This is a genomic window from Rhizobium sp. NFR12 (assembly GCF_900108545.1).
Taxonomy (GTDB): domain Bacteria; phylum Pseudomonadota; class Alphaproteobacteria; order Rhizobiales; family Rhizobiaceae; genus Neorhizobium; species Neorhizobium soli.
On record NZ_FNWM01000002.1, the window covers coordinates 1,115,826 to 1,134,379 of the forward strand.

The window sequence follows — 18,554 nt, forward strand, 5'->3', positions numbered from 1 at the left end:
GAGGGCATTGTCTTGCAAGCATTGATCGATCTTTTCTGGTCGAAATATGGAGAGCTACAGCAGGCGATCGACCGCGAAGACGAGGCTTTGACAGCCAGTCTCGACCGCGAACTTGATCCTTTGCTCCTGGCGATCTTTGGCAGCGCCGAATCCGATGCCGGCAGCATTCAGGCCCAGTTCCGTTTTGCGCTCGACCTCCTGAATGAGGAAGCGGACGATCGCAGCTGCGTTCGGCGCAACGCTCACCTCCTGCAGACCCTGGTCGAGCGGTATCTTGCACCGCAGACCACCTGTGCGGAAGCGCCGGGAGCTCCCGGTGAGGGGCAGGACCAATCGTCGCCGATTGACAAAGCCGTCTCCAGCGGCATTCTCGACGATTCTCTCCTGAACCAGCTTTCGGACCGCATTCTTGTCGTCGCTCCCGGTTACCGCATTCTCTATTCCAACGAGACGAACGCGCAGCGGCTGAACATTCCCCGTGAGGAACTCGTCGGCCGGCATCTCGGGGAATTTGTCGGTCTCCATCGATTCCGAAACGAGTTCAAGCCGAACCTGGACCGCTGCTTCGAAGGCGAAAGCACGTCGGTCACCTATGCAGATCAAGTCGGAGGCGAGACGCTTGTGCTTCGCTGCCGCATGTCGCCGTTCCAGCGGTCTTCAACGATGATCGGTGTTCTCCTGGTCATTCAAGAGACCGCCGATCGGCGGAAGAGGCCTGCGGCCTGACGCTGAGCGTTCCATGATTGCCTTCAGCGACTGCAGATCCTTAAGGACATGCGCGGCATCCGTTTCGTGCGCCGCATCGTCGGTACCGGGTTGGCGCAAAAGGGTGAACAGAACTTCAGCTCCATCACCGTTCGGTATGATACGCAGCGCGTTGTCCATCGAGAGCCCGTTTTCCAACGTGACCCTGTGATCGATCACGCCGAAGTCGTTGTCGGGAGCGAAGCGAACACGGATTGTTCCAACCGGACCGCCATCGCCGATCCAGTCTTCACCTTCGGCGCGCAGGTCTGCTGCAAGGCCGGAAGCCCAGCTTGCCATGTTTTCCGGACGCTTTGCAAATGCGTAGACATCCCTCCAGTTCCGCTCGATCGAGAGGTGGATTACGCGTGTGGGCATGACCGTCATGAGGGCCTCCTTGGGTTCTACGCCGAGTGGCATGCCACTCCGAAATTCTCTTGATCGCACGAGCCGGCGCATCCGCGAATAAACGGGCTCGCTTTCGTCTTAGCCTTGCCGTTTGGAAACGAGGATGCCAAAACAGCGTCAAATTAAAACTGGAGGCATATCCGTGGAACAGGCAGAAATCGGTCTTATCGGTCTTGGCGTTATGGGTGCAAACCTCGCGCTCAACATCGCGGAAAAAGGCAACAAGATCGCCGTCTTCAACCGGACAGCGGAAGTTACCAAGAAATTCTACGCCGAGGCGGGCGCGTTGCAAGGCCAGATCGTTCCTTGCGAGACCTTGGAAGAATTCATCGCTGCAATCCGGCCCCCACGCCCGATCATCATCATGATCAAGGCCGGCGATCCGGTCGATCAGCAGATGGAGCTCCTGAAGCCCTATCTTTCGCAGGGCGACATCATGATCGATGCCGGCAACGCCAACTTCCGCGATACGATGCGCCGTTTCGAAAACCTCGAAGGTTCCGGCCTGACCTTTATCGGCATGGGCGTATCCGGTGGGGAAGAAGGCGCACGCCATGGACCGTCGATCATGGTCGGCGGTGCTGAGGAAAGCTGGAAGCGCGTCGAGAAGGTGCTGACCTCGATCTCCGCGAAATTCCACGATGAACCCTGCGTCGCCTGGCTCGGTGAAAACGGCGCCGGCCATTTCGTGAAAACGATCCATAACGGCATCGAATACGCTGACATGCAGATGATTGCCGAAATCTACGGCATCCTGCGCGATGGTCTCGGCATGGGCGCCACCGAAATTGGCGACGTCTTCGGCAAGTGGAATACCGGCCGCCTGAATTCGTACCTGATCGAGATTTCGGAAAAGGTCCTGAAGGCAAAGGACCCGATTTCCGGCAAGCCGATGGTCGACGTGATCGTTGATTCCGCCGGCCAGAAGGGCACCGGCAAGTGGTCGGTCATCGAAGCCCAGAACATGGGTGTCGCGGCAACCGCGATCGAGGCCGCCGTCGCCGGGCGTGTTCTGTCGTCTCAGCGCACCGAGCGCCTCGCCGCAGAAAAGCAGTTTGGCCTGCCGAAAGCGATCGATGCGCCGGTAGACAGCGCGGCGTTTCTCGCCGATCTCGAAAACGCGCTGCTTGCGGCCAAGATCGGCGCCTATGCGCAGGGCTTTGCCGTCATGGCTGCCGCCTCCAAGGAGTATGGCTGGAACCTGCCGATGCCGACGATCGCCAAGATCTGGCGCGATGGCTGCATCATCCGTTCGGCCTTCCTCGATGAGATCACCTCGGCCTTCTCGAAGGACCCGGATGTTGCAAACCTGATCGTGACACCGGCATTTGCCCAGATGGTCGCAGACACCGATGGCGCACTGCGCCGCGTTGTCTCCTATGCCGTCATGTCCGGCCTGCCGGTTCCGGCACTCTCCTCCGCGCTGTCCTACTTCGATGCCTACCGCCGTGGTCGCGGGACAGCGAACCTCATCCAGGCGCAGCGCGACTTCTTTGGTGCCCACGGTTTCGATCGTCTCGATGGCGTCGACAAGCACCATGGCCCGTGGGGCAGCGGGCTCGCCGACTTCGCCTAAGGCTATCTTGCAAACACGGAAAGCCCGGCCAAGCGCCGGGCTTTTTGCATTCGATCAGTCCTGTGGTGACTTGATCGACCATTCCGGTTGGCTGACGCTTTGCAAAAGCTCTGGGGCCGCCCCATCGATTCGGGCCAGCAAGGCCTTTGCAAGTTCCCGTCCCGCCCAACGGATGTCCTCGTTTACGGCAAGGATTTCCGGCCTGATCCAGTTGAGAAATTCGGCCGACTGCTTTGAGACGATATCGACATTGCGGCCGAGTTTTCGACCGGAAGCTTCAAGGCCTGAGGCGATCGCGATCGTTGCAGAGCCGCTCATCGAAATGATTCCATCAGGCGGTTGCGGAAGCCGCGACAGCTTCTCCGAATAGGCTCTGATATCCTCCAGCGACGTCTCCGTCGTGATCCGTCCCATCGGCACCTCGCTCAGGCCAAAGTCGGCTAGCGCCCGTTCGAAGCCGATGCGGCTATGGGTATAGTAGGCAAACCTGCTCTGTGGGGCGAGCAGACAGATATGCCGCCTGCCTCGCTTGGCGAGCCGCTCGACCGCCTGATAGGCAAACGCCGTATTGTCGAAGTCGTGGTAGGGGTGTTCGATCCCCATATTGGTTCGGCCGTGGGTGACGAAAGGCAGGTTGCGCTCCGTCATCAGCCGCACACGCGGATCGTCCGGCTCAATCCGCGAGATGATCACGCCGTCTGCCGATCCCGTATCAAGGATATAGCGCACCGGCACCATCGGGTCTTTCTCGAACGAGTGGGGCGTCAATACGAGGTGATACTGGGTGCCCCCGAGAACCTCGGAAATGCCCTGCACCATCTGGCTGGAAAAGCCCATCAGTTCCTGTTCGATGCTGAGCACGAGCGCGATCACATTGGTCTTGCCTGTGCGCAACCGGACGCCCGCCCGGTTCGGGTGATAGCCGAGCTGGCCGGCCACAAGTCGAACGCGTTCCTTCGTGTCGGCACCGATGTCGGGTGCATCCTTGAGGGCCCGCGACACCGTCGTGATACCCAGCCCCGTCATGTAGGCAATTGTCTTAAGGGTCGGGCGTTGATTGCCGATCGTCCCGAAGGATCTACGTTTGTCTTCATCCATGGCTGCAGCTTTCTCGGAGATTACCGGCGACTGCGACCTTCTCCACAAGCACCGTTCATACGGTAAAAATCTGCAACGATACAGTCCTATTTTCGCTGAAAACCAACGACTTGCCGTCGATATACCCGTTACAACGCAGACGCACAATTCTTTTGCGTCTGCGAAGAAGGATCAATTTGATAATTCTATAAAGCATTGTTATGTAACGAGATAAGTGCATCAACACGAAGCACGCGGGCTGCTGTCGGACATTGCTGCGAACCTGCTCCAAATCTTTCACGCGATTTTCGGTTGCCCTCCATCGATGTTTGTCCTAGCCTTTTACTGCAACGTTTCAGTGAGGGAGGAGACTCATGCGCATCCGTGCTTTAGCAGCCGTTATGGCTGCCACCGTGGCATTGCCGTGCTTTGTTCAGGCAGCCGATCTTGAGGTCACCCATTGGTGGACGTCGGGGGGAGAGGCTGCAGCTGTCAAGGAACTGGCAGGCGCTTTCAATGCTACCGGCAACAAATGGGTTGATGGAGCCATCGCAGGTTCGGGAGGAACCGCGCGGCCGATCATGATCAGCCGGATCACCGGTGGTGACCCGATGGGCGCCACGCAGTTCAACCACGGCCGGCAGGCCGAAGAACTGGTCCAGTCGGGTCTCATGCGAGACCTGAGCGATGTGGCTGAGAAGGGCAAGTGGAAAGAGGTTATCAAGCCTGCCAACCTGCTCGACAGCTGCACGTTCGAGGGCAAGATCTATTGTGCCCCGATCAACATCCACTCGTGGCAATGGCTGTGGCTCTCGAACGCAGCCTTCAAGACGGCAGGCGTTGCCGTTCCGAAGGACTGGAACGAGTTCGTCGCAGCAGCGCCCGCGCTCAAGAAGGCCGGTATCCAGCCTTTGGCACTGGGTGGTCAGCCGTGGCAGGCCAATGGCCTGTTCGATACCTTGCTGATCTCGCTGGGCGGCAAAGACCTCTACGAGAAGGTCTACAAGGACAAGGACGCGAAGGTTGCTGCAGGGCCTGAAATGGCCAAGATCTTTGCAGCAGCCGACAAGGCACGCGAACTCGCCAAGGGTTCGAACGTACAGGACTGGAACCAGGCCACCAACATGGTGCTGACCGGCAAGGCCGGTGGCCAGGTCATGGGTGACTGGGCACAGGGTGAGTTCTCGCTGGCAGGAAAGACTGCCGGCACCGACTACACCTGCCTGCCAGGGCTCGGCATCAACGACGTGCTGACAACCAACGGCGATGCCATCTATTTCCCATTGCTGAAGGATGAAGCCAAGTCGGAGGCGCAGAACGTTCTCGCCGAAACGATCGTCGATCCCAAGCTACAGGTCGCATTCAACCTGAAAAAGGGATCGGTTCCGATCCGTGGCGATATCGACATGGCAGCCGCCAACGACTGCATGAAGAAGGGTATCGCGATCATCGCCAAGGGTAACACCGCCACCAGCACCGACCAGCTTGTCTCTGCCGATACGCAGAAACAGAAGGAAGATCTGATGTCGGAGTTCTTCAGCAGCTCCATCTCCGTGAAGGATGCTCAGGCGCGCTTCGTCGATATCATCAGCTCTGCGGACTGACACCGCTTCAAATCGCTGACCTTGACCGGCCCCGCATCAGCGCGGGGCCGGCCCGGAAACCTGCGGCCTTCACGCTGCAGCCGATCGAGGACAACACATGGCGAAAACCCATCAATCTGCCAGACCAAACCAGCTGTTTCGCAACCTGAATTCGAAAATTGCCTCCATCCCGATGATCTTCGTCGCGCTGGTAATTTTCCTCGGCGGTTCCGTCTGGACGGTCATCTACTCATTTACCAATTCGAGACTTCTGCCGCGCGCAACATTCGTCGGGTTTGATCAGTACGAGCGCTTGTGGGGCTCGGCACGTTGGCTGATCTCCATCCAGAATCTCGCGATCTACGGCATCCTGTCGCTGATCTTCAGCCTCGTTGTCGGCTTTGTGCTCGCCGCGCTGATGGACCAGAAGATCCGCTTCGAAAACGTTTTCCGGACGATCTTTCTCTATCCGTTCGCGCTGTCCTTCATCGTCACCGGCCTCGTCTGGCAATGGATCTTGAACCCCGAATTCGGCATCCAGCACATCGTCCGGTCGCTCGGTTGGGAGACCTTCGAATTCAATCCGGTCTATGACCCCGACATCGTCATCTACGGCATCCTGATTGCCGGGCTGTGGCAGGGCACGGGGCTCGTCATGTGCCTCATGCTCGCAGGTCTTCGCGGCATCGACGAGGATATCTGGAAAGCGTCGCGCGTCGACGGCATTCCGATGTGGCGGACCTACCTCTTCATCGTCATCCCGATGATGCGTCCGGTCTTCATCACCACGCTGGTCATCATCGCGAGCGGCATCGTCAAACTCTACGACCTCGTTGTGGCGCAGACCTCAGGCGGACCCGGCAACGCATCCGAAGTGCCTGCGAAATATGTCTACGACTACATGTTTCAGGCGCAGAACCTTGGCCAGGGCTTTGCCGCATCGACCATGATGCTGCTCACCGTCGCCATCATCATCGTCCCATGGGCTTATCTCGAATTCGGAGGGCGCAAGCGTGGCTAACGTTTCCACTTTCGACACCACATCGAACGTCGTCACAGATGACGTAGTGCTGGCGACAACACCGTCACGCGCACTGGAGGGCCCGAGCGGTCGCAAACCAAAGCGCAGGCTTTCACGCCGCAATATCATGCTCTACGGCACGCTCGGCCTTGCGGCACTCTATTACCTTCTGCCGCTCTACGTGATGGTCGTGACATCGCTGAAGGGCATGCCCGAGATACGCATGGGCAACGTCTTTTCGCCGCCCATGGAGATCACGTTCGAGCCCTGGGTAAAGGCATGGGCAGAAGCCTGCACCGGCCTGAATTGCGACGGCCTGTCACGCGGCTTCTGGAACTCCGTCCGCATCCTTTTGCCATCTGTGGTGGTCTCGATCTTCATCGCCTCGGTCAGCGGCTACTCGCTCGCCAACTGGCGCTTCAAAGGGTCGGAGCTGTTCTTCTCCATCCTGATCATCGGAGCTTTCATCCCCTACCAGGTCATGATCTATCCGATCGTCATCATCCTGCGTGAGATCGGGATCTACGGAACCCTGACCGGGCTGATCATCGTCCATACCATCTTCGGCATGCCGATCCTGACGCTTCTGTTCCGCAACTATTTCACCTCGCTGCCGGAAGAACTGTTCAAGGCTGCCCGCATCGATGGGGCCGGGTTCTGGCAGATCTACGGGCGCATCATGCTGCCCATGGCACTACCGATTTTCGTGGTGGCGATGATCCTGCAGGTCACCGGCATCTGGAACGACTTCCTGTTCGGCGTCGTCTTTACGCGGCCCGACAGCTACCCGATGACGGTGCAGCTCAACAACATCGTCAACTCCGTGCAGGGGGTGAAGGAATACAACGTCAATATGGCGGCAACGCTCCTGACTGGTGCCGTTCCTCTCATCGTCTATTTCGTATCCGGCCGCCTTTTCGTCCGCGGCATCGCCGCTGGCGCAGTGAAGGGATGACCCCATGACCGATCTTTCCGTCCAGACACCACACATCAACGCATTTCCCCCAGGTGCAACCTCGTTGCCCGAAGCCTCTGCCGTATCGGGCGAGCACAGCGTCTCGATCCGCGACCTGTCGCTGTCCTTCGGGGCAGTCACCGTTCTCGAAGACCTGAACCTCGACATTCACGATGGTGAATTCCTGGTTCTGCTCGGGTCCTCCGGCTGCGGGAAATCGACGCTCCTCAACTGCATCGCCGGCCTGCTGGAGCCGACCGATGGCCAGATCTTCATCAAGGGCCGCAATGTCACCTGGGAGGAACCCAAGGATCGCGGCATCGGCATGGTGTTTCAGTCCTATGCGCTTTACCCGCAGATGACGGTGGAAAAGAACCTGTCCTTCGGCCTGCGGGTTGCCGGACTGCCGAAGGAAGATATCGCCAAGCGCGTGGCACGTGCCTCGGCGATCCTGCAGATTGAACCGCTACTGCAACGAAAGCCTGCAGCTCTCTCGGGCGGACAGCGGCAGCGCGTCGCGATCGGCCGTGCCCTGGTGCGCGATGTGGACGTGTTCCTGTTCGATGAGCCGCTTTCCAACCTGGACGCAAAGCTCAGATCCGAGCTGCGCGTCGAGATCAAGCGGCTGCATCAGCAGCTCAAGAACACGATGATCTACGTGACCCACGACCAGATCGAGGCGCTGACGCTGGCAGACCGCATCGCCATCATGAAGAGCGGTGTCATCCAGCAGCTTGCCGACCCGGTCACAATCTACAACCGACCGAAGAACAAGTTTGTCGCGGGCTTCATCGGTTCACCCTCGATGAATTTCCTGGATGGCGAGCTGGCGGAAGAGGGCGGCCGTCCCGTGTTCAAGACGAACGGCGTCAGCTTCCTGCTCGACGGTTACAGCGCATGTGAACCGTTAACGCCCGGGCGCAAGGTCGTCCTCGGCGTCCGTCCGGAGCATATCAAGGTCGATGCCGATATCGCCGGAGAGGAAATCCATGAGGCGATCGTCGACATCGAGGAGCCGATGGGTGCAGACAATCTCATCTGGCTGAAACTCGCCGCTCACACTCTGTCCGTTCGCGTCGGCGGGGCCCGTCGTTACGCTGTCGGATCGAAGGTCCGGCTGGGCTTCGACATGACCATGGCGTCGCTGTTCGATGCGGCGACCGAGGAGCGGATCTGATCCGCAGCTTTTCAATAGTTCACCACTCCCCAAGAGGGTGACCATCCGTGGGAGCGGTATTCTCGCTTTCCGCGGACCAAAGTTTCATTTCAAGGAGAATGACATGACGACGCTCGGTTTCCAGCTTTACAGCGCCCGCAATTTCCCGCCGCTATCCGATGTTCTGAAACTCGTGGCCAGTCACGGCTACCGTGAGGTCGAGGGCTATGGCGGTCTCTACGGAACGCTCGACGAGGCCGGTCTTCAGAAGTTTCGTGCAGAGCTCGATGCGAACGAACTCACGATGCCCACAGGCCATTTCGGTCTCGACCTCCTCGAACAGGAGCCTGACCAGGCACTGCTGATCGCAAAGACGCTCGGCATCAGTGCCATCTATTGCCCCCATCTCGCAGCCGATCAGCGACCCACGGATGCGGAAGGGTGGTTTGCCTTCGGTCAGCGCATGCAGGAAGCCGGAAAACGCTATCAGGACGCCGGCTATACATTCGGCTGGCACAACCACGATTTCGAGTTCAAGCAGTTGCCGGATGGTTCCACGCCACAGGAACAGATCTTTGCCGGCGGCCCTGATCTGAGCTGGGAAGCGGATATTGCCTGGGTCGTCCGTGGCGGCGCCGATCCGTTCACCTGGATCGAAAGCTACGGCAAAAAGATCTCGGCGGTGCACGTCAAGGACATCGCGCCAGCGGGCGAAAATACCGATGAAGATGGATGGGCCGATGTCGGCCATGGCACCGTGCCATGGAAAGATCTGATGGCGGCACTGAAGAAGACACCCGCCAAGCACTTCGTGCTGGAGCACGACAATCCGAAGGATATCGAGCGGCTCGCGTCCCGTTCGATGGCCGCCTTCAAGACCTACTGAATTCATCACTTGGATCGGAGTTTCCCATGACCAAGGAACTTGGCGTCGGCATCATCGGATGCGGCAACATTTCCATGACCTATTTCGCGCTGTCTCCGCTGTTTAAGGGGATCAAGGTTCTGGCCTGCGCCGACCTCAATCCCGAGGCGGCTCGGCAGCGGGCAACAGAATACGGCGTCAAGGCGCAGACCATTCCGGAGCTGCTCGCCAATGACGAGCTGGACGTGATCGTCAACCTGACGATACCGGCCGCGCATTTCGAGGTCTCGAAAGCCATTCTCGAGGCCGGCAAGCATGTCTATTCCGAAAAGCCGCTGACCATCACGCTGGAAGAGGGAAAGCAGCTGCAGGCGCTTGGACGGGAAAAGGGCCTGGCGATCGGTTGCGCGCCGGACACGTTTTTAGGCGGCGCGCACCAGCTGGCGAGGAAATACATCGATGACGGCGGCGTTGGACGCATCACGTCGGGTACATGCCATGTCATGAGCCCGGGCATGGAAATGTGGCACCCGAACCCAGGCTTCTTCTTCCTCAACGGCGGCGGGCCGATCCTCGACCTCGGGCCGTACTATATCGCCAACCTCGTCAACTTCCTCGGCCCCGTGAAACGGGTCGCGGCCTTGACGTCGATGGCCAATCCAACGCGCACGATCACCAGCGAACCGCTGAAGGGACAGAGCATCCCGGTCGAGACCCCGACCAACATCCACGCGCTGCTCGAGTTCGCGGCAGGCGCAACGATCACGCTTTCGGCCAGCTGGGATGTCTGGTCGCATCGCCATGCCAATATGGAACTCTACGGCACGGAAGGTTCGATCTACGTGCCCGACCCGAACTTCTTCGGTGGCGTGGTGGAAGCAAGCGGCCGCGACAAGGATATCCAGCCGCTCAAGGACTGGGATCATCCTTTCAGCAAAAACAACCAGGAGCATCCGACGAACGGTCCGCGTGCAAACTATCGCACCGCAGGTCTGGCCGACATGGCCATGGCCCTGATCGAGGGGCGCGACATCCGCTGCTCGATCGACCGGGCGCTCCACGGCGTCGACGTGATGACGTCGATCCTGAAATCCGGGGAAGAGGGCAATTTCGTTGCGACCACAACGACCTGCACCCAACCGGCCGCACTCGGTATCGATGAGGCGCTGGCGCTTCTTGTCTGATACTCTATGACGTGCACGGCGCCGAAGAAGAGGTCGGCGCCGTTTTCCATTCGGAGGATTTTTCAGAGATGGCTTGGCACCCGGCGGACAACCGCTACGACACCATGAAATACAATCGCTGCGGCCGGTCCGGCCTCAAACTCCCGGCGATCTCGCTGGGTCTGTGGCACAATTTCGGTGACGACACGCCGCACCAGCGCAAGGTCGATATCTGCAGAAAAGCCTTCGATCTCGGCATCACCCATTTCGACCTTGCCAACAATTATGGCCCGAAGGCTGGCAGCGCCGAAACGGCCTTCGGCCAGATCCTGCGCGACGATTTTCACGGGCTGCGGGATGAGCTGATCATCTCGTCGAAAGCCGGCTACAACATGTGGCCCGGCCCCTACGGCGAATGGGGCAGCCGCAAGTACCTGATCGCATCCTGCGACCAGAGCCTGAAGCGCATGGGTCTCGACTATGTCGATATCTTCTATTCGCACCGCTTCGATCCGGATACACCACTGGAAGAGACCTGCGGCGCGCTGGATCACATCGTTCGCTCGCGCAGGGCGCTTTATGTCGGCCTGTCGTCCTACAATTCGCAGCGCACGCGGGAAGCTACGGCGATCCTGAAGGCGCTCGGCACGCCTGTTCTCATCCATCAGCCGAGCTATTCGATGATCAATCGCTGGGTCGAGGAAGACGGTCTACTCGACACGCTGGATGATCTCGGCGTCGGCTCGATCGTGTTTTCGCCGCTGGCCCAGGGTATGCTCACTTCGAAATATCTGGGCGGCATTCCCGAAGACAGCCGCGCCGCACAAGGCAAGTCGCTGCGTCCGGCCTTCCTCAACGACAAGAATGTCGAGAACCTGAAGGGTCTGAACGCCATTGCCGAAAGGCGAGGCCAGACGCTGGCGCAGATGGCGCTTGCCTGGGTTCTGCGCGGCGGCCGCGTGACCACGGCGCTGATCGGCGCCAGCCGTCCGGAACAGGTCGAGGATTGCGTCAAGGCGCTGGAGAACCCGGAGTTTACGGCAGACGAACTGTCCGAGATCGACGGTTTCGCCAAGGAAGCCGATATCAACCTCTGGGCAGCATCGGCTGAACGCGAGGGTCCCGCCCGCAAGTGAACCTCCCCACAGCGGGAGACACGGGTGCAGACTGAGGAGAGAGCAGTCTGCGCCCTGAGACTTTACGACCACCGGAGGAAATCCATGATCCGCAATCCGATCCTGCCGGGTTTCAATCCCGATCCATCGATCTGCCGTGTCGGCGAGGACTATTATATCGCGACCTCCACATTCGAGTGGTATCCGGGCGTTCAGATCCACCACTCCCGCGACCTCGTGAACTGGACGCTCGTGCGGCGGCCTCTGGAGCGGAAAAGCCAGCTCGACATGCGCGGCAATCCCGACAGCTGCGGCGTCTGGGCGCCGTGCCTCTCCTATGCGGACGGATTGTTCTGGCTGGTCTATACCGACGTGAAACGGTTCGACGGCAGCTTCAAGGACGCTCACAACTACATCGTCATATCGCCGACGATTGAAGGTGAATGGTCGGACCCGATCTATGTCAATTCCTCCGGCTTCGATCCGACGCTGTTTCACGACGACGACGGGCGAAAGTGGTTCCTGAACATGCAGTGGAACCACCGGACCGAGAGCTTTGGCGGCGCGCCGAAATCGCCCGCGTTCGATGGCATCCTCATGCAGGAATGGGACGCCAAGACGAAGACGTTGACGGGTCCCATCAGCAATATCTTTCCGGGCAGCGCTCTCGGCCTTGTCGAAGGCCCGCATCTCTTCAAGCGCAATGGCTGGTACTATCTGACGACGGCCGAAGGCGGCACAGGCTATAGCCACGCCGTGACGATGGCCCGGTCGAAGGCGATTGGCGGCCCCTACGAGCTACATCCCGATAACCATCTGATCACGTCCAAGGATGCACCGGAGGCGGAGCTGCAGCGGTCCGGCCATGGGCAGTATGTGGAGACGCCGGAAGGAGAGGTCTATCACACCCACCTCTGCAGCCGACCGATCGAACCGCATCGCCGCTCACCGCTCGGGCGCGAGACGGCCCTGCAGAAATGCGTCTGGAAGGACGACTGGCTCTATCTCGAACATGGCGGCGTGGTTCCAGCCGTCGACGTCCCTGTGACGAACGGCACCGAGGTGGCTCAGGATACCGGTCGCGTAGCGCACCGGTTCGACACGGCGGTGCTGCCGAGCGAATTCCAGTGGCTGCGCACGCCGGAGCCGGAGCGGATCTTCAGCCTGACGGAGCGCCCCGGACATCTGCGCCTGATCGGCCGGGAAAGCATCGGTTCCTGGTTCGAGCAGGCGCTCGTTGCCCGCAGGCAGGAGCACCATCGCTTCCGCGCCGAGACGGTCGTCGATTTCTTGCCCGATACCTATCAGCAGGTGGCGGGCCTTACCCATTTCTACAATCGCCACAAGCTGCACGCCGTTGCCGTCACGCTGCACGAGAAGCTCGGCCGCGTTGTCACAGTGCTGTCATGCCCCGGCGACTTCCCGCATGCGAAGCTCGTCTGGCCAGCCGGACGCGGCGTGCCGGTGCCGGACGGACCGGTGCATCTGGCGATCGAAGTCGATGACAATGACCTTCAGTTCTTCTGGCGCGCAGGTGGAGCGAACGACTGGGAGCCGATCGGACCGAAGCTGGACGCCTCTGTCATCTCAGACGAAGGTGGACGCGGCGAGCATGGCTCATTCACCGGCGCATTCGTCGGAATGTTCGCCTTCGATACATCAGGTCGTGCGAAGCATGCTGACTTCGACGACTTCGTGTACAAGCCGACCGAGTGAAGAACTCCCGAAGCGCTTAACTTCCGGTGTTAGGATCAGACGCCAAGACACTAGGATCATTACGTAAGTTTAATATTGCATTCATTTCGCGTTCATCGGTTGGGCTCTAATTCTCTCGTGTGTTCAATACGAGGAAACAACCATGAAGAAGTTCATCATTGCCATGCTAGCCGCAACGGTTCTGCTCGCCCCGATCGCCTCCACGGCGCAGGCGCAGGACTGGCGCAAGGGGCAGGAGCATCACCGCCCGGCCGGCAAGCATGTCGTCATTGAAAAGAAGAAAGTCGTCGTCACCAAGAAGCGCTGGGTGCGGGGTCATCGTATGTCGGCCGCTGAGCGCCGCCATATGGCGGAAGTCCGCGATTATCGCCGCTACCGTCTCTCGGCCCCGCCGCGCGGCCAGCGTTGGGTGAAGGTTGATAACGACTTCATTCTCGTCGGCATCACCAGCGGCGTGATCGCAAACATCATCTCCGGTCGTTGAACTGAGTTGGGGGACGTCGAGTGTTCGACGTCCCCCAACTATCTCTGATCGGCATCGCAGGTCGCAACACCGCGAATGTCCTGGAGATCAGGAAGCCTGCGACAGGCAGGTCTTCAACGAGGTTGCGAGACCACGCATCAGATCGAAGTAGAGATCCGGCCCCTCGGTCAGTGCGCCTGCTTCCGGATCAAGAACGCCGGAACGCGCCTTGCTTCCTTCCGTCACCACCTTCACCAGCTTTGGCTCGAACTGCGGCTCGGCGAACACGCAGGTGGCGCCAAGCTCCTCCACCTTCTGGTGGATTTCCTTCACGCGCTCGGCGCCGGGAATGGATTCCGGGCTCACCGTGATCGATCCCGCAACCTTCACGCCGTAGCGGTTCTCGAAATACTGGTAGGCGTCGTGGAATACGATGAAAGGCTTGTCCTTGACCGGCTCGAGCGTGGTCTTCAGTTCCGTGTCGAGCGCATCGAGCCGCTTCATCATATCAGCCCCGTTCGCCTGGTAGGTCGTGGCGTTTTCCGGGTCGGCCTGCACAAGCGCCTTTTCAATATCCTCCACCATCGCCTTGGCATTCATCGGGTCGAGCCACAGATGCACATCGTTGCCGTCATGGTCGTGATCGCCGTCATCTTCCGCGGCGGCGGCGTGATCCTCGCTGCCGTGGCTATGTCCGTGATCATGGCCTTCCTCTTCGGCTTCCGGCTCGAACACACCGCCCTCGCGGAACTTCAGTTTGGTCAGGCCCGGCGCGTCTTCCAGGCTTACCACGGCAGCCTTGGCGCCGAGCGCCTCAAGCGGCTTTTCCAAAAACGCTTCCATGCCATGGCCGACCCAGAAGATCAGGTCGGCTTTCTGCAGGGCCGACGCGTTGGATGGGCGCATGTTGTAGGTATGCGGGGAGGCCGCGCCCTCGACGATCAGCTTCGGCTCGCCCACGCCTTTCATGACCGAGGCGACCAGCGAATGGATCGGCTTGATCGAGACCACGACGCTGGGTGCATCGGCAAATGCGTTCGATGCGGTCATCAGGGCCGAGCATGAGAGGAGGAGGGTTGCGGCAAATTTCATCGGATAGCTCCTTGTGAAATGACGTAATGTTATTACATCAATTGCGTTATGCTATAACGTGTGCCATGAGGGTCTGCAAGAGGCCTGACAACAGGATTTTTAGACGACCATGCTGATGAGAAACCGGGCCGACCTGCCGCTTGGAGATCATGCAAAGGCCGCAGCGAAACTCGTATCGCTGTCGAATGCCGGCATTTTCCGGGATAATCGCTGGCTGGTGCGCGGCGTCGATCTGTCGATTGCCCGCGGCGAAGTGGTGACGCTGATCGGACCCAATGGCGCCGGCAAGTCGACGACCGCCAAGATGGCGATCGGCGTTCTGAAGGCAGACGAGGGTGCCGTTACCCGTAGCCGCGACCTGCGCATCGGCTATGTGCCGCAAAAGCTTTCGATCGACTGGACGATGCCGCTTTCGGTTCGTCGCCTGATGCGGCTGACGAGCTCGATTTCCGATCAGGATACGATCGCAGCGCTCGAAGCGACCGGCATCGCGCATCTGGCAGACGCCGAAGTCCGGCACCTGTCGGGCGGCGAATTCCAGCGCGCGCTGCTGGCCCGCGCCTTGGCACGCAAGCCGGACCTGCTGGTGCTGGACGAGCCGGTGCAGGGCGTCGATTTCGCTGGCGAGGCAGCGCTCTACGATCTGATCCGCAAGATCCGCACCACGACGGGTTGCGGCATCCTGATGATTTCGCATGATCTGCACATGGTGATGGCGGGGACCGACACGGTGATCTGCCTCAACGGTCATATCTGCTGCCGTGGCACGCCGGAAGTGGTCAGCCAGAGTTCTGACTATGCCAAGCTGTTTGGCGCCAATGGCCGTGCGCTCGCCGTCTATAGCCACAATCACGACCATACCCATCTGCCGGATGGTCGGGTCCAGCACCGCGACGGCTCGATCACCGATCATTGCCATCCCGACGACGGCCATCATCATGAGCCTGCTGCCGGGCACGACCACCACCATCACCACGATGGCGGCCACGCCCATCACCATCACGGTGAGGGCAAGCCTCATGCTTGACGACTTCTTCGTCCGCGCATTGATCGCAGGCGTCGGCGTGGCGCTGACAGCCGGACCGCTCGGCTGCTTCGTCGTGTGGCGGCGCATGGCCTATTTCGGCGATACGATGGCGCATTCGGCGCTGCTCGGCGTGGCGCTGTCGCTGTTTTTCGAGGTCAATCTTCTTCTGTCGGTGTTCGGCGTCGCCGTCCTCGTCTCCGGCCTGCTGCTCCTCCTTCAGCGTCGCCAGTCGCTGTCTGCGGATGCGCTGCTCGGAATCCTCTCGCATTCGGCTCTGGCGATCGGCCTTGTGCTGGTTGCCTTCATGACCTGGGTCCGGATCGATCTCATTGCCTTCCTGTTCGGGGATATCCTGGCGGTCACGCCATCCGATATTGCGCTCATCTGGGGTGGCGGTATCGTGGTGGTCGCAGCGCTGGCATTCCTCTGGCGCCCGCTCATCGCTTCGACGGTGAGCGAAGACGTTGCGGAAGCCGAGGGCATGCGGCCGGCGCAGGCAAAACTGTTCTTCATGCTTCTGATGGCGCTGGTCATCGCGATCGCCATGAAGATCGTCGGCATCATGCTGATCACCTCGCTGCTGATCATTCCAGCCGCGACGGCCAGACGCTTTTCGGCAAGCCCCGAATGGATGGCGGTCTTCGCCTCGCTGATCGGTGCTGCAGCTGTCGTCGGCGGTCTTTTCGGCTCTTTGACCTATGATACGCCTTCCGGCCCTTCCATCGTGGTGGCCGCACTCCTACTTTTCATCATGAGTTTGCTTCCCGCCTTCGGCCGCAAAACGAATGAGCGGGCAACCAATAAAGGAGTGCGCGGATGAACGCCCCGATCGTCAATCCGGCCCTGACCAAGAACCAGTCGCTGGTGTTTGATGCACTGGACCGTGCCGATGGGCCGCTCAGCGCCTACACGATCCTCGACAAACTGCGCGACCACGGCTTTCGTGCACCGCTTCAGGTTTACCGCGCGCTCGACAAGCTGACCGAATTCGGCATGGTCCACCGGCTCGAAAGCCTCAACGCCTTCGTCGCCTGCGCCCACCGGGAAAGCGAATGCTGCGGAAAAGGTCATGGCCACGGCACGGTTGCCTTCGCGATCTGCGAAAGCTGCAGCCAGGTGCTGGAATTCCACGATCACGAGGTCGATCACCACCTCAGCGACTGGGCGTCCAGCAAGGGCTTCAAGCCATCAAAGACGACGATCGAGATCCGCGGCATCTGCGAGAAATGTGCCGCGTAGTCCGTTTGGTCAGAGCGCTCTAAGATCTCGGGAAAACCGCTTCCAGTTTTCTACATAGCGCGCCGCAGATTGCCGCAGCCGCTCGACGGCGTCATCGTCGAGCGTACGGATCGCCTTGGCGGGCGAGCCGACGATCAGCGAATTGTCGGGGAAGTCCTTCCCCTCGGTGACAAGCGCATTGGCGCCCACCAGGCAGTTGCGGCCGATCCTTGCGCCGTTCAGAATGGTAGCACCCATCCCGACAAGCGAATTATCGCCGATGATGCAGCCATGCACGATCGCATGGTGGCCGATCGTGCAGTCCGAGCCGATCACGACGGGGTAGGCGGGATCGGTATGCACCATCACGCCCTCCTGAATGTTCGACCGCGCGCCGACGGTGATCGGCTCGTTGTCGCCGCGAAGCGTCACGCCGAACCAGATGCCGACATCCTCGCCCAGTTCCACCTTGCCAATCACGTTCGCATCCGGCGCGATCCAGAAGCGGTCGGCAGAGGGGAGTTTAGGCTGGAATTCACCAAGCGCGTAGATCGGCATCTGTTGAACCCTGATTTGTGCTTCAGACCACGGTGAGAGAGAGTTCTCCGACACCCTCGGCGCTGCAGGTAATCGTGTCGCCCTTGATGATCGGACCGACGCCGGCCGGCGTCCCGGTCATGATCACGTCACCAGGTGCAAGCACGAAAAGCTTCGAGAGCTCGGCGATGATTTCCGGCAGTTTCCAGATCATCTGGTTAAGGTTGCCGGACTGTTTGCGCTCGCCATTGACCTCGAGCCAAATCGCACCTTCCTGCGGATGTCCGATCTTTCCGGCCGGGACGAGCGCGGAGACGGGCGCCGAATGCTCGAACGCCTTTGCCGATTCCCACGGCCGGCTCATCTTCTTTGCCTTGTCCTGCACATCGCGCCGCGTGAAGTCGATGCCGATCCCGTAGCCATAGACCTTGGACAGGGCCTCTTCGACCGGAATGTCTGCGCCGCCACCGGACAGCGCCATCACCAGCTCGACCTCGAAATGCACATCGGAAGAGACCGGCGGGTAGGGAAAGGTGTCGCCATGATAGAGATTGTCGGCATTTTTCTGGAAAAAGAAGGGAGGTTCGCGTGAGGGATCATGGCCCATTTCGATGGCGTGGTCCGCATAGTTGCGGCCGACGCAATAGACCCGGCGCACCGGGAACTGTTCGGTCCCGCCCTCGACATCAAGAAGCACGGGCTTGGGGGCAGGGATCACGGTAGCGCGCATCGCAAAAATTCCTCCGGTCATCAATATGCGTCCTTTGTCCACCAATTCGGCCGACAATCCTAGCCTGATTTCTGCGCAGCCGTACGGCTGGCGCGAATTTTCGCTTTG

General features: G+C 60.0%; 19 protein-coding genes. 14 read left to right on the plus strand and 5 right to left on the minus strand.

Annotated elements, in window-relative coordinates; translation table 11 throughout:
- The first annotated feature begins 12 nt into the window (after positions 1-12).
- Positions 13-726 (plus strand): PAS domain-containing protein, encoded by a 714-nt coding sequence (locus BLW69_RS12765; RefSeq protein ID WP_162759449.1) that lies wholly within the window; start codon positions 13-15, stop codon positions 724-726.
- On the opposite strand, the gene BLW69_RS12770 is transcribed toward BLW69_RS12765, so the two are convergent.
- Positions 658-1,131 (minus strand): SRPBCC family protein, encoded by a 474-nt coding sequence (locus BLW69_RS12770; RefSeq protein ID WP_244508811.1) that lies wholly within the window; start codon positions 1,129-1,131, stop codon positions 658-660. The two genes, BLW69_RS12765 and BLW69_RS12770, sit on opposite strands and share 69 nt — an antisense overlap.
- 163 nt (positions 1,132-1,294) lie before the next feature.
- On the opposite strand from BLW69_RS12770, the gene gndA reads away from it, so the two are divergent.
- Positions 1,295-2,728 (plus strand): NADP-dependent phosphogluconate dehydrogenase, encoded by a 1,434-nt coding sequence (gene gndA / locus BLW69_RS12775; protein WP_092662246.1) that lies wholly within the window; start codon positions 1,295-1,297, stop codon positions 2,726-2,728.
- Between the two features lie 54 nt (positions 2,729-2,782).
- On the opposite strand, the gene BLW69_RS12780 is transcribed toward gndA, so the two are convergent.
- Positions 2,783-3,826 (minus strand): LacI family transcriptional regulator, encoded by a 1,044-nt coding sequence (locus tag BLW69_RS12780; protein ID WP_092662248.1) that lies wholly within the window; start codon positions 3,824-3,826, stop codon positions 2,783-2,785.
- A 353-nt stretch (positions 3,827-4,179) separates the two neighbouring features.
- On the opposite strand from BLW69_RS12780, the gene BLW69_RS12785 reads away from it, so the two are divergent.
- From BLW69_RS12785 to BLW69_RS12825, 9 genes are all read left to right on the plus strand, one after another.
- Positions 4,180-5,409: an ABC transporter substrate-binding protein gene (locus BLW69_RS12785; protein WP_092662250.1), complete on the plus strand. Its 1,230-nt coding sequence runs from the start codon at positions 4,180-4,182 to the stop codon at positions 5,407-5,409.
- 97 nt (positions 5,410-5,506) lie between these two features.
- Positions 5,507-6,409 carry a carbohydrate ABC transporter permease gene (locus BLW69_RS12790; protein ID WP_062457134.1) on the plus strand — a complete coding sequence of 301 codons (903 nt, stop codon included), beginning with the start codon at positions 5,507-5,509 and terminating at the stop codon, positions 6,407-6,409.
- 46 nt (positions 6,410-6,455) lie between these two features.
- Complete coding sequence (locus BLW69_RS12795; RefSeq protein ID WP_162759450.1) at positions 6,456-7,364, plus strand: carbohydrate ABC transporter permease; 909 nt, start codon at positions 6,456-6,458, stop codon at positions 7,362-7,364.
- Positions 7,365-7,368: 4 nt separating this feature from the next.
- Positions 7,369-8,541, plus strand: a complete 1,173-nt coding sequence (locus BLW69_RS12800) for an ABC transporter ATP-binding protein (RefSeq protein ID WP_092662254.1) — start codon at positions 7,369-7,371, stop codon at positions 8,539-8,541.
- A 103-nt stretch (positions 8,542-8,644) separates the two neighbouring features.
- Positions 8,645-9,406, plus strand: coding sequence for a sugar phosphate isomerase/epimerase family protein (locus tag BLW69_RS12805; protein WP_092662256.1), 762 nt, complete (start codon positions 8,645-8,647; stop codon positions 9,404-9,406).
- A gap of 26 nt (positions 9,407-9,432) precedes the next feature.
- Positions 9,433-10,569 (plus strand): Gfo/Idh/MocA family protein, encoded by a 1,137-nt coding sequence (locus BLW69_RS12810; RefSeq protein ID WP_092662258.1) that lies wholly within the window; start codon positions 9,433-9,435, stop codon positions 10,567-10,569.
- A gap of 68 nt (positions 10,570-10,637) precedes the next feature.
- Positions 10,638-11,684 (plus strand): L-glyceraldehyde 3-phosphate reductase, encoded by a 1,047-nt coding sequence (mgrA, locus tag BLW69_RS12815; RefSeq protein WP_092662565.1) that lies wholly within the window; start codon positions 10,638-10,640, stop codon positions 11,682-11,684.
- Between the two features lie 84 nt (positions 11,685-11,768).
- Entirely contained in the window at positions 11,769-13,379 is a 1,611-nt protein-coding gene (locus BLW69_RS12820) for a glycoside hydrolase family 43 protein (protein WP_092662260.1), read from the plus strand.
- A gap of 142 nt (positions 13,380-13,521) precedes the next feature.
- Positions 13,522-13,863 carry an RcnB family protein gene (locus BLW69_RS12825; RefSeq protein ID WP_092662262.1) on the plus strand — a complete coding sequence of 114 codons (342 nt, stop codon included), beginning with the start codon at positions 13,522-13,524 and terminating at the stop codon, positions 13,861-13,863.
- Between the two features lie 87 nt (positions 13,864-13,950).
- Here the strand turns inward: BLW69_RS12825 and BLW69_RS12830 are convergent, their stop codons facing one another.
- Complete coding sequence (locus BLW69_RS12830; RefSeq protein WP_244508830.1) at positions 13,951-14,892, minus strand: zinc ABC transporter substrate-binding protein; 942 nt, start codon at positions 14,890-14,892, stop codon at positions 13,951-13,953.
- Positions 14,893-15,043: 151 nt separating this feature from the next.
- Between BLW69_RS12830 and BLW69_RS12835 the strand changes: the two genes are divergently transcribed.
- Genes BLW69_RS12835 through BLW69_RS12845 form a run of 3 tightly spaced genes read left to right on the plus strand, consistent with a single transcriptional unit; the run spans position 15,044 to position 17,200 of the window.
- Complete coding sequence (locus BLW69_RS12835; protein WP_092662266.1) at positions 15,044-15,961, plus strand: ATP-binding cassette domain-containing protein; 918 nt, start codon at positions 15,044-15,046, stop codon at positions 15,959-15,961.
- Positions 15,954-16,781, plus strand: coding sequence for a zinc ABC transporter permease subunit ZnuB (znuB, locus tag BLW69_RS12840; protein ID WP_092662268.1), 828 nt, complete (start codon positions 15,954-15,956; stop codon positions 16,779-16,781). Before BLW69_RS12835 ends, znuB begins: the two co-directional genes overlap by 8 nt.
- Positions 16,778-17,200: a Fur family transcriptional regulator gene (locus BLW69_RS12845; RefSeq protein ID WP_092662270.1), complete on the plus strand. Its 423-nt coding sequence runs from the start codon at positions 16,778-16,780 to the stop codon at positions 17,198-17,200. Before znuB ends, BLW69_RS12845 begins: the two co-directional genes overlap by 4 nt.
- A gap of 9 nt (positions 17,201-17,209) precedes the next feature.
- Here the strand turns inward: BLW69_RS12845 and BLW69_RS12850 are convergent, their stop codons facing one another.
- Both BLW69_RS12850 and BLW69_RS12855 read right to left on the minus strand, forming a co-directional pair.
- Positions 17,210-17,737, minus strand: a complete 528-nt coding sequence (locus BLW69_RS12850; protein ID WP_092662272.1) for a gamma carbonic anhydrase family protein — start codon at positions 17,735-17,737, stop codon at positions 17,210-17,212.
- A 22-nt stretch (positions 17,738-17,759) separates the two neighbouring features.
- Positions 17,760-18,446, minus strand: coding sequence for a fumarylacetoacetate hydrolase family protein (locus tag BLW69_RS12855; protein WP_092662274.1), 687 nt, complete (start codon positions 18,444-18,446; stop codon positions 17,760-17,762).
- Positions 18,447-18,554: the final 108 nt, after the last annotated feature.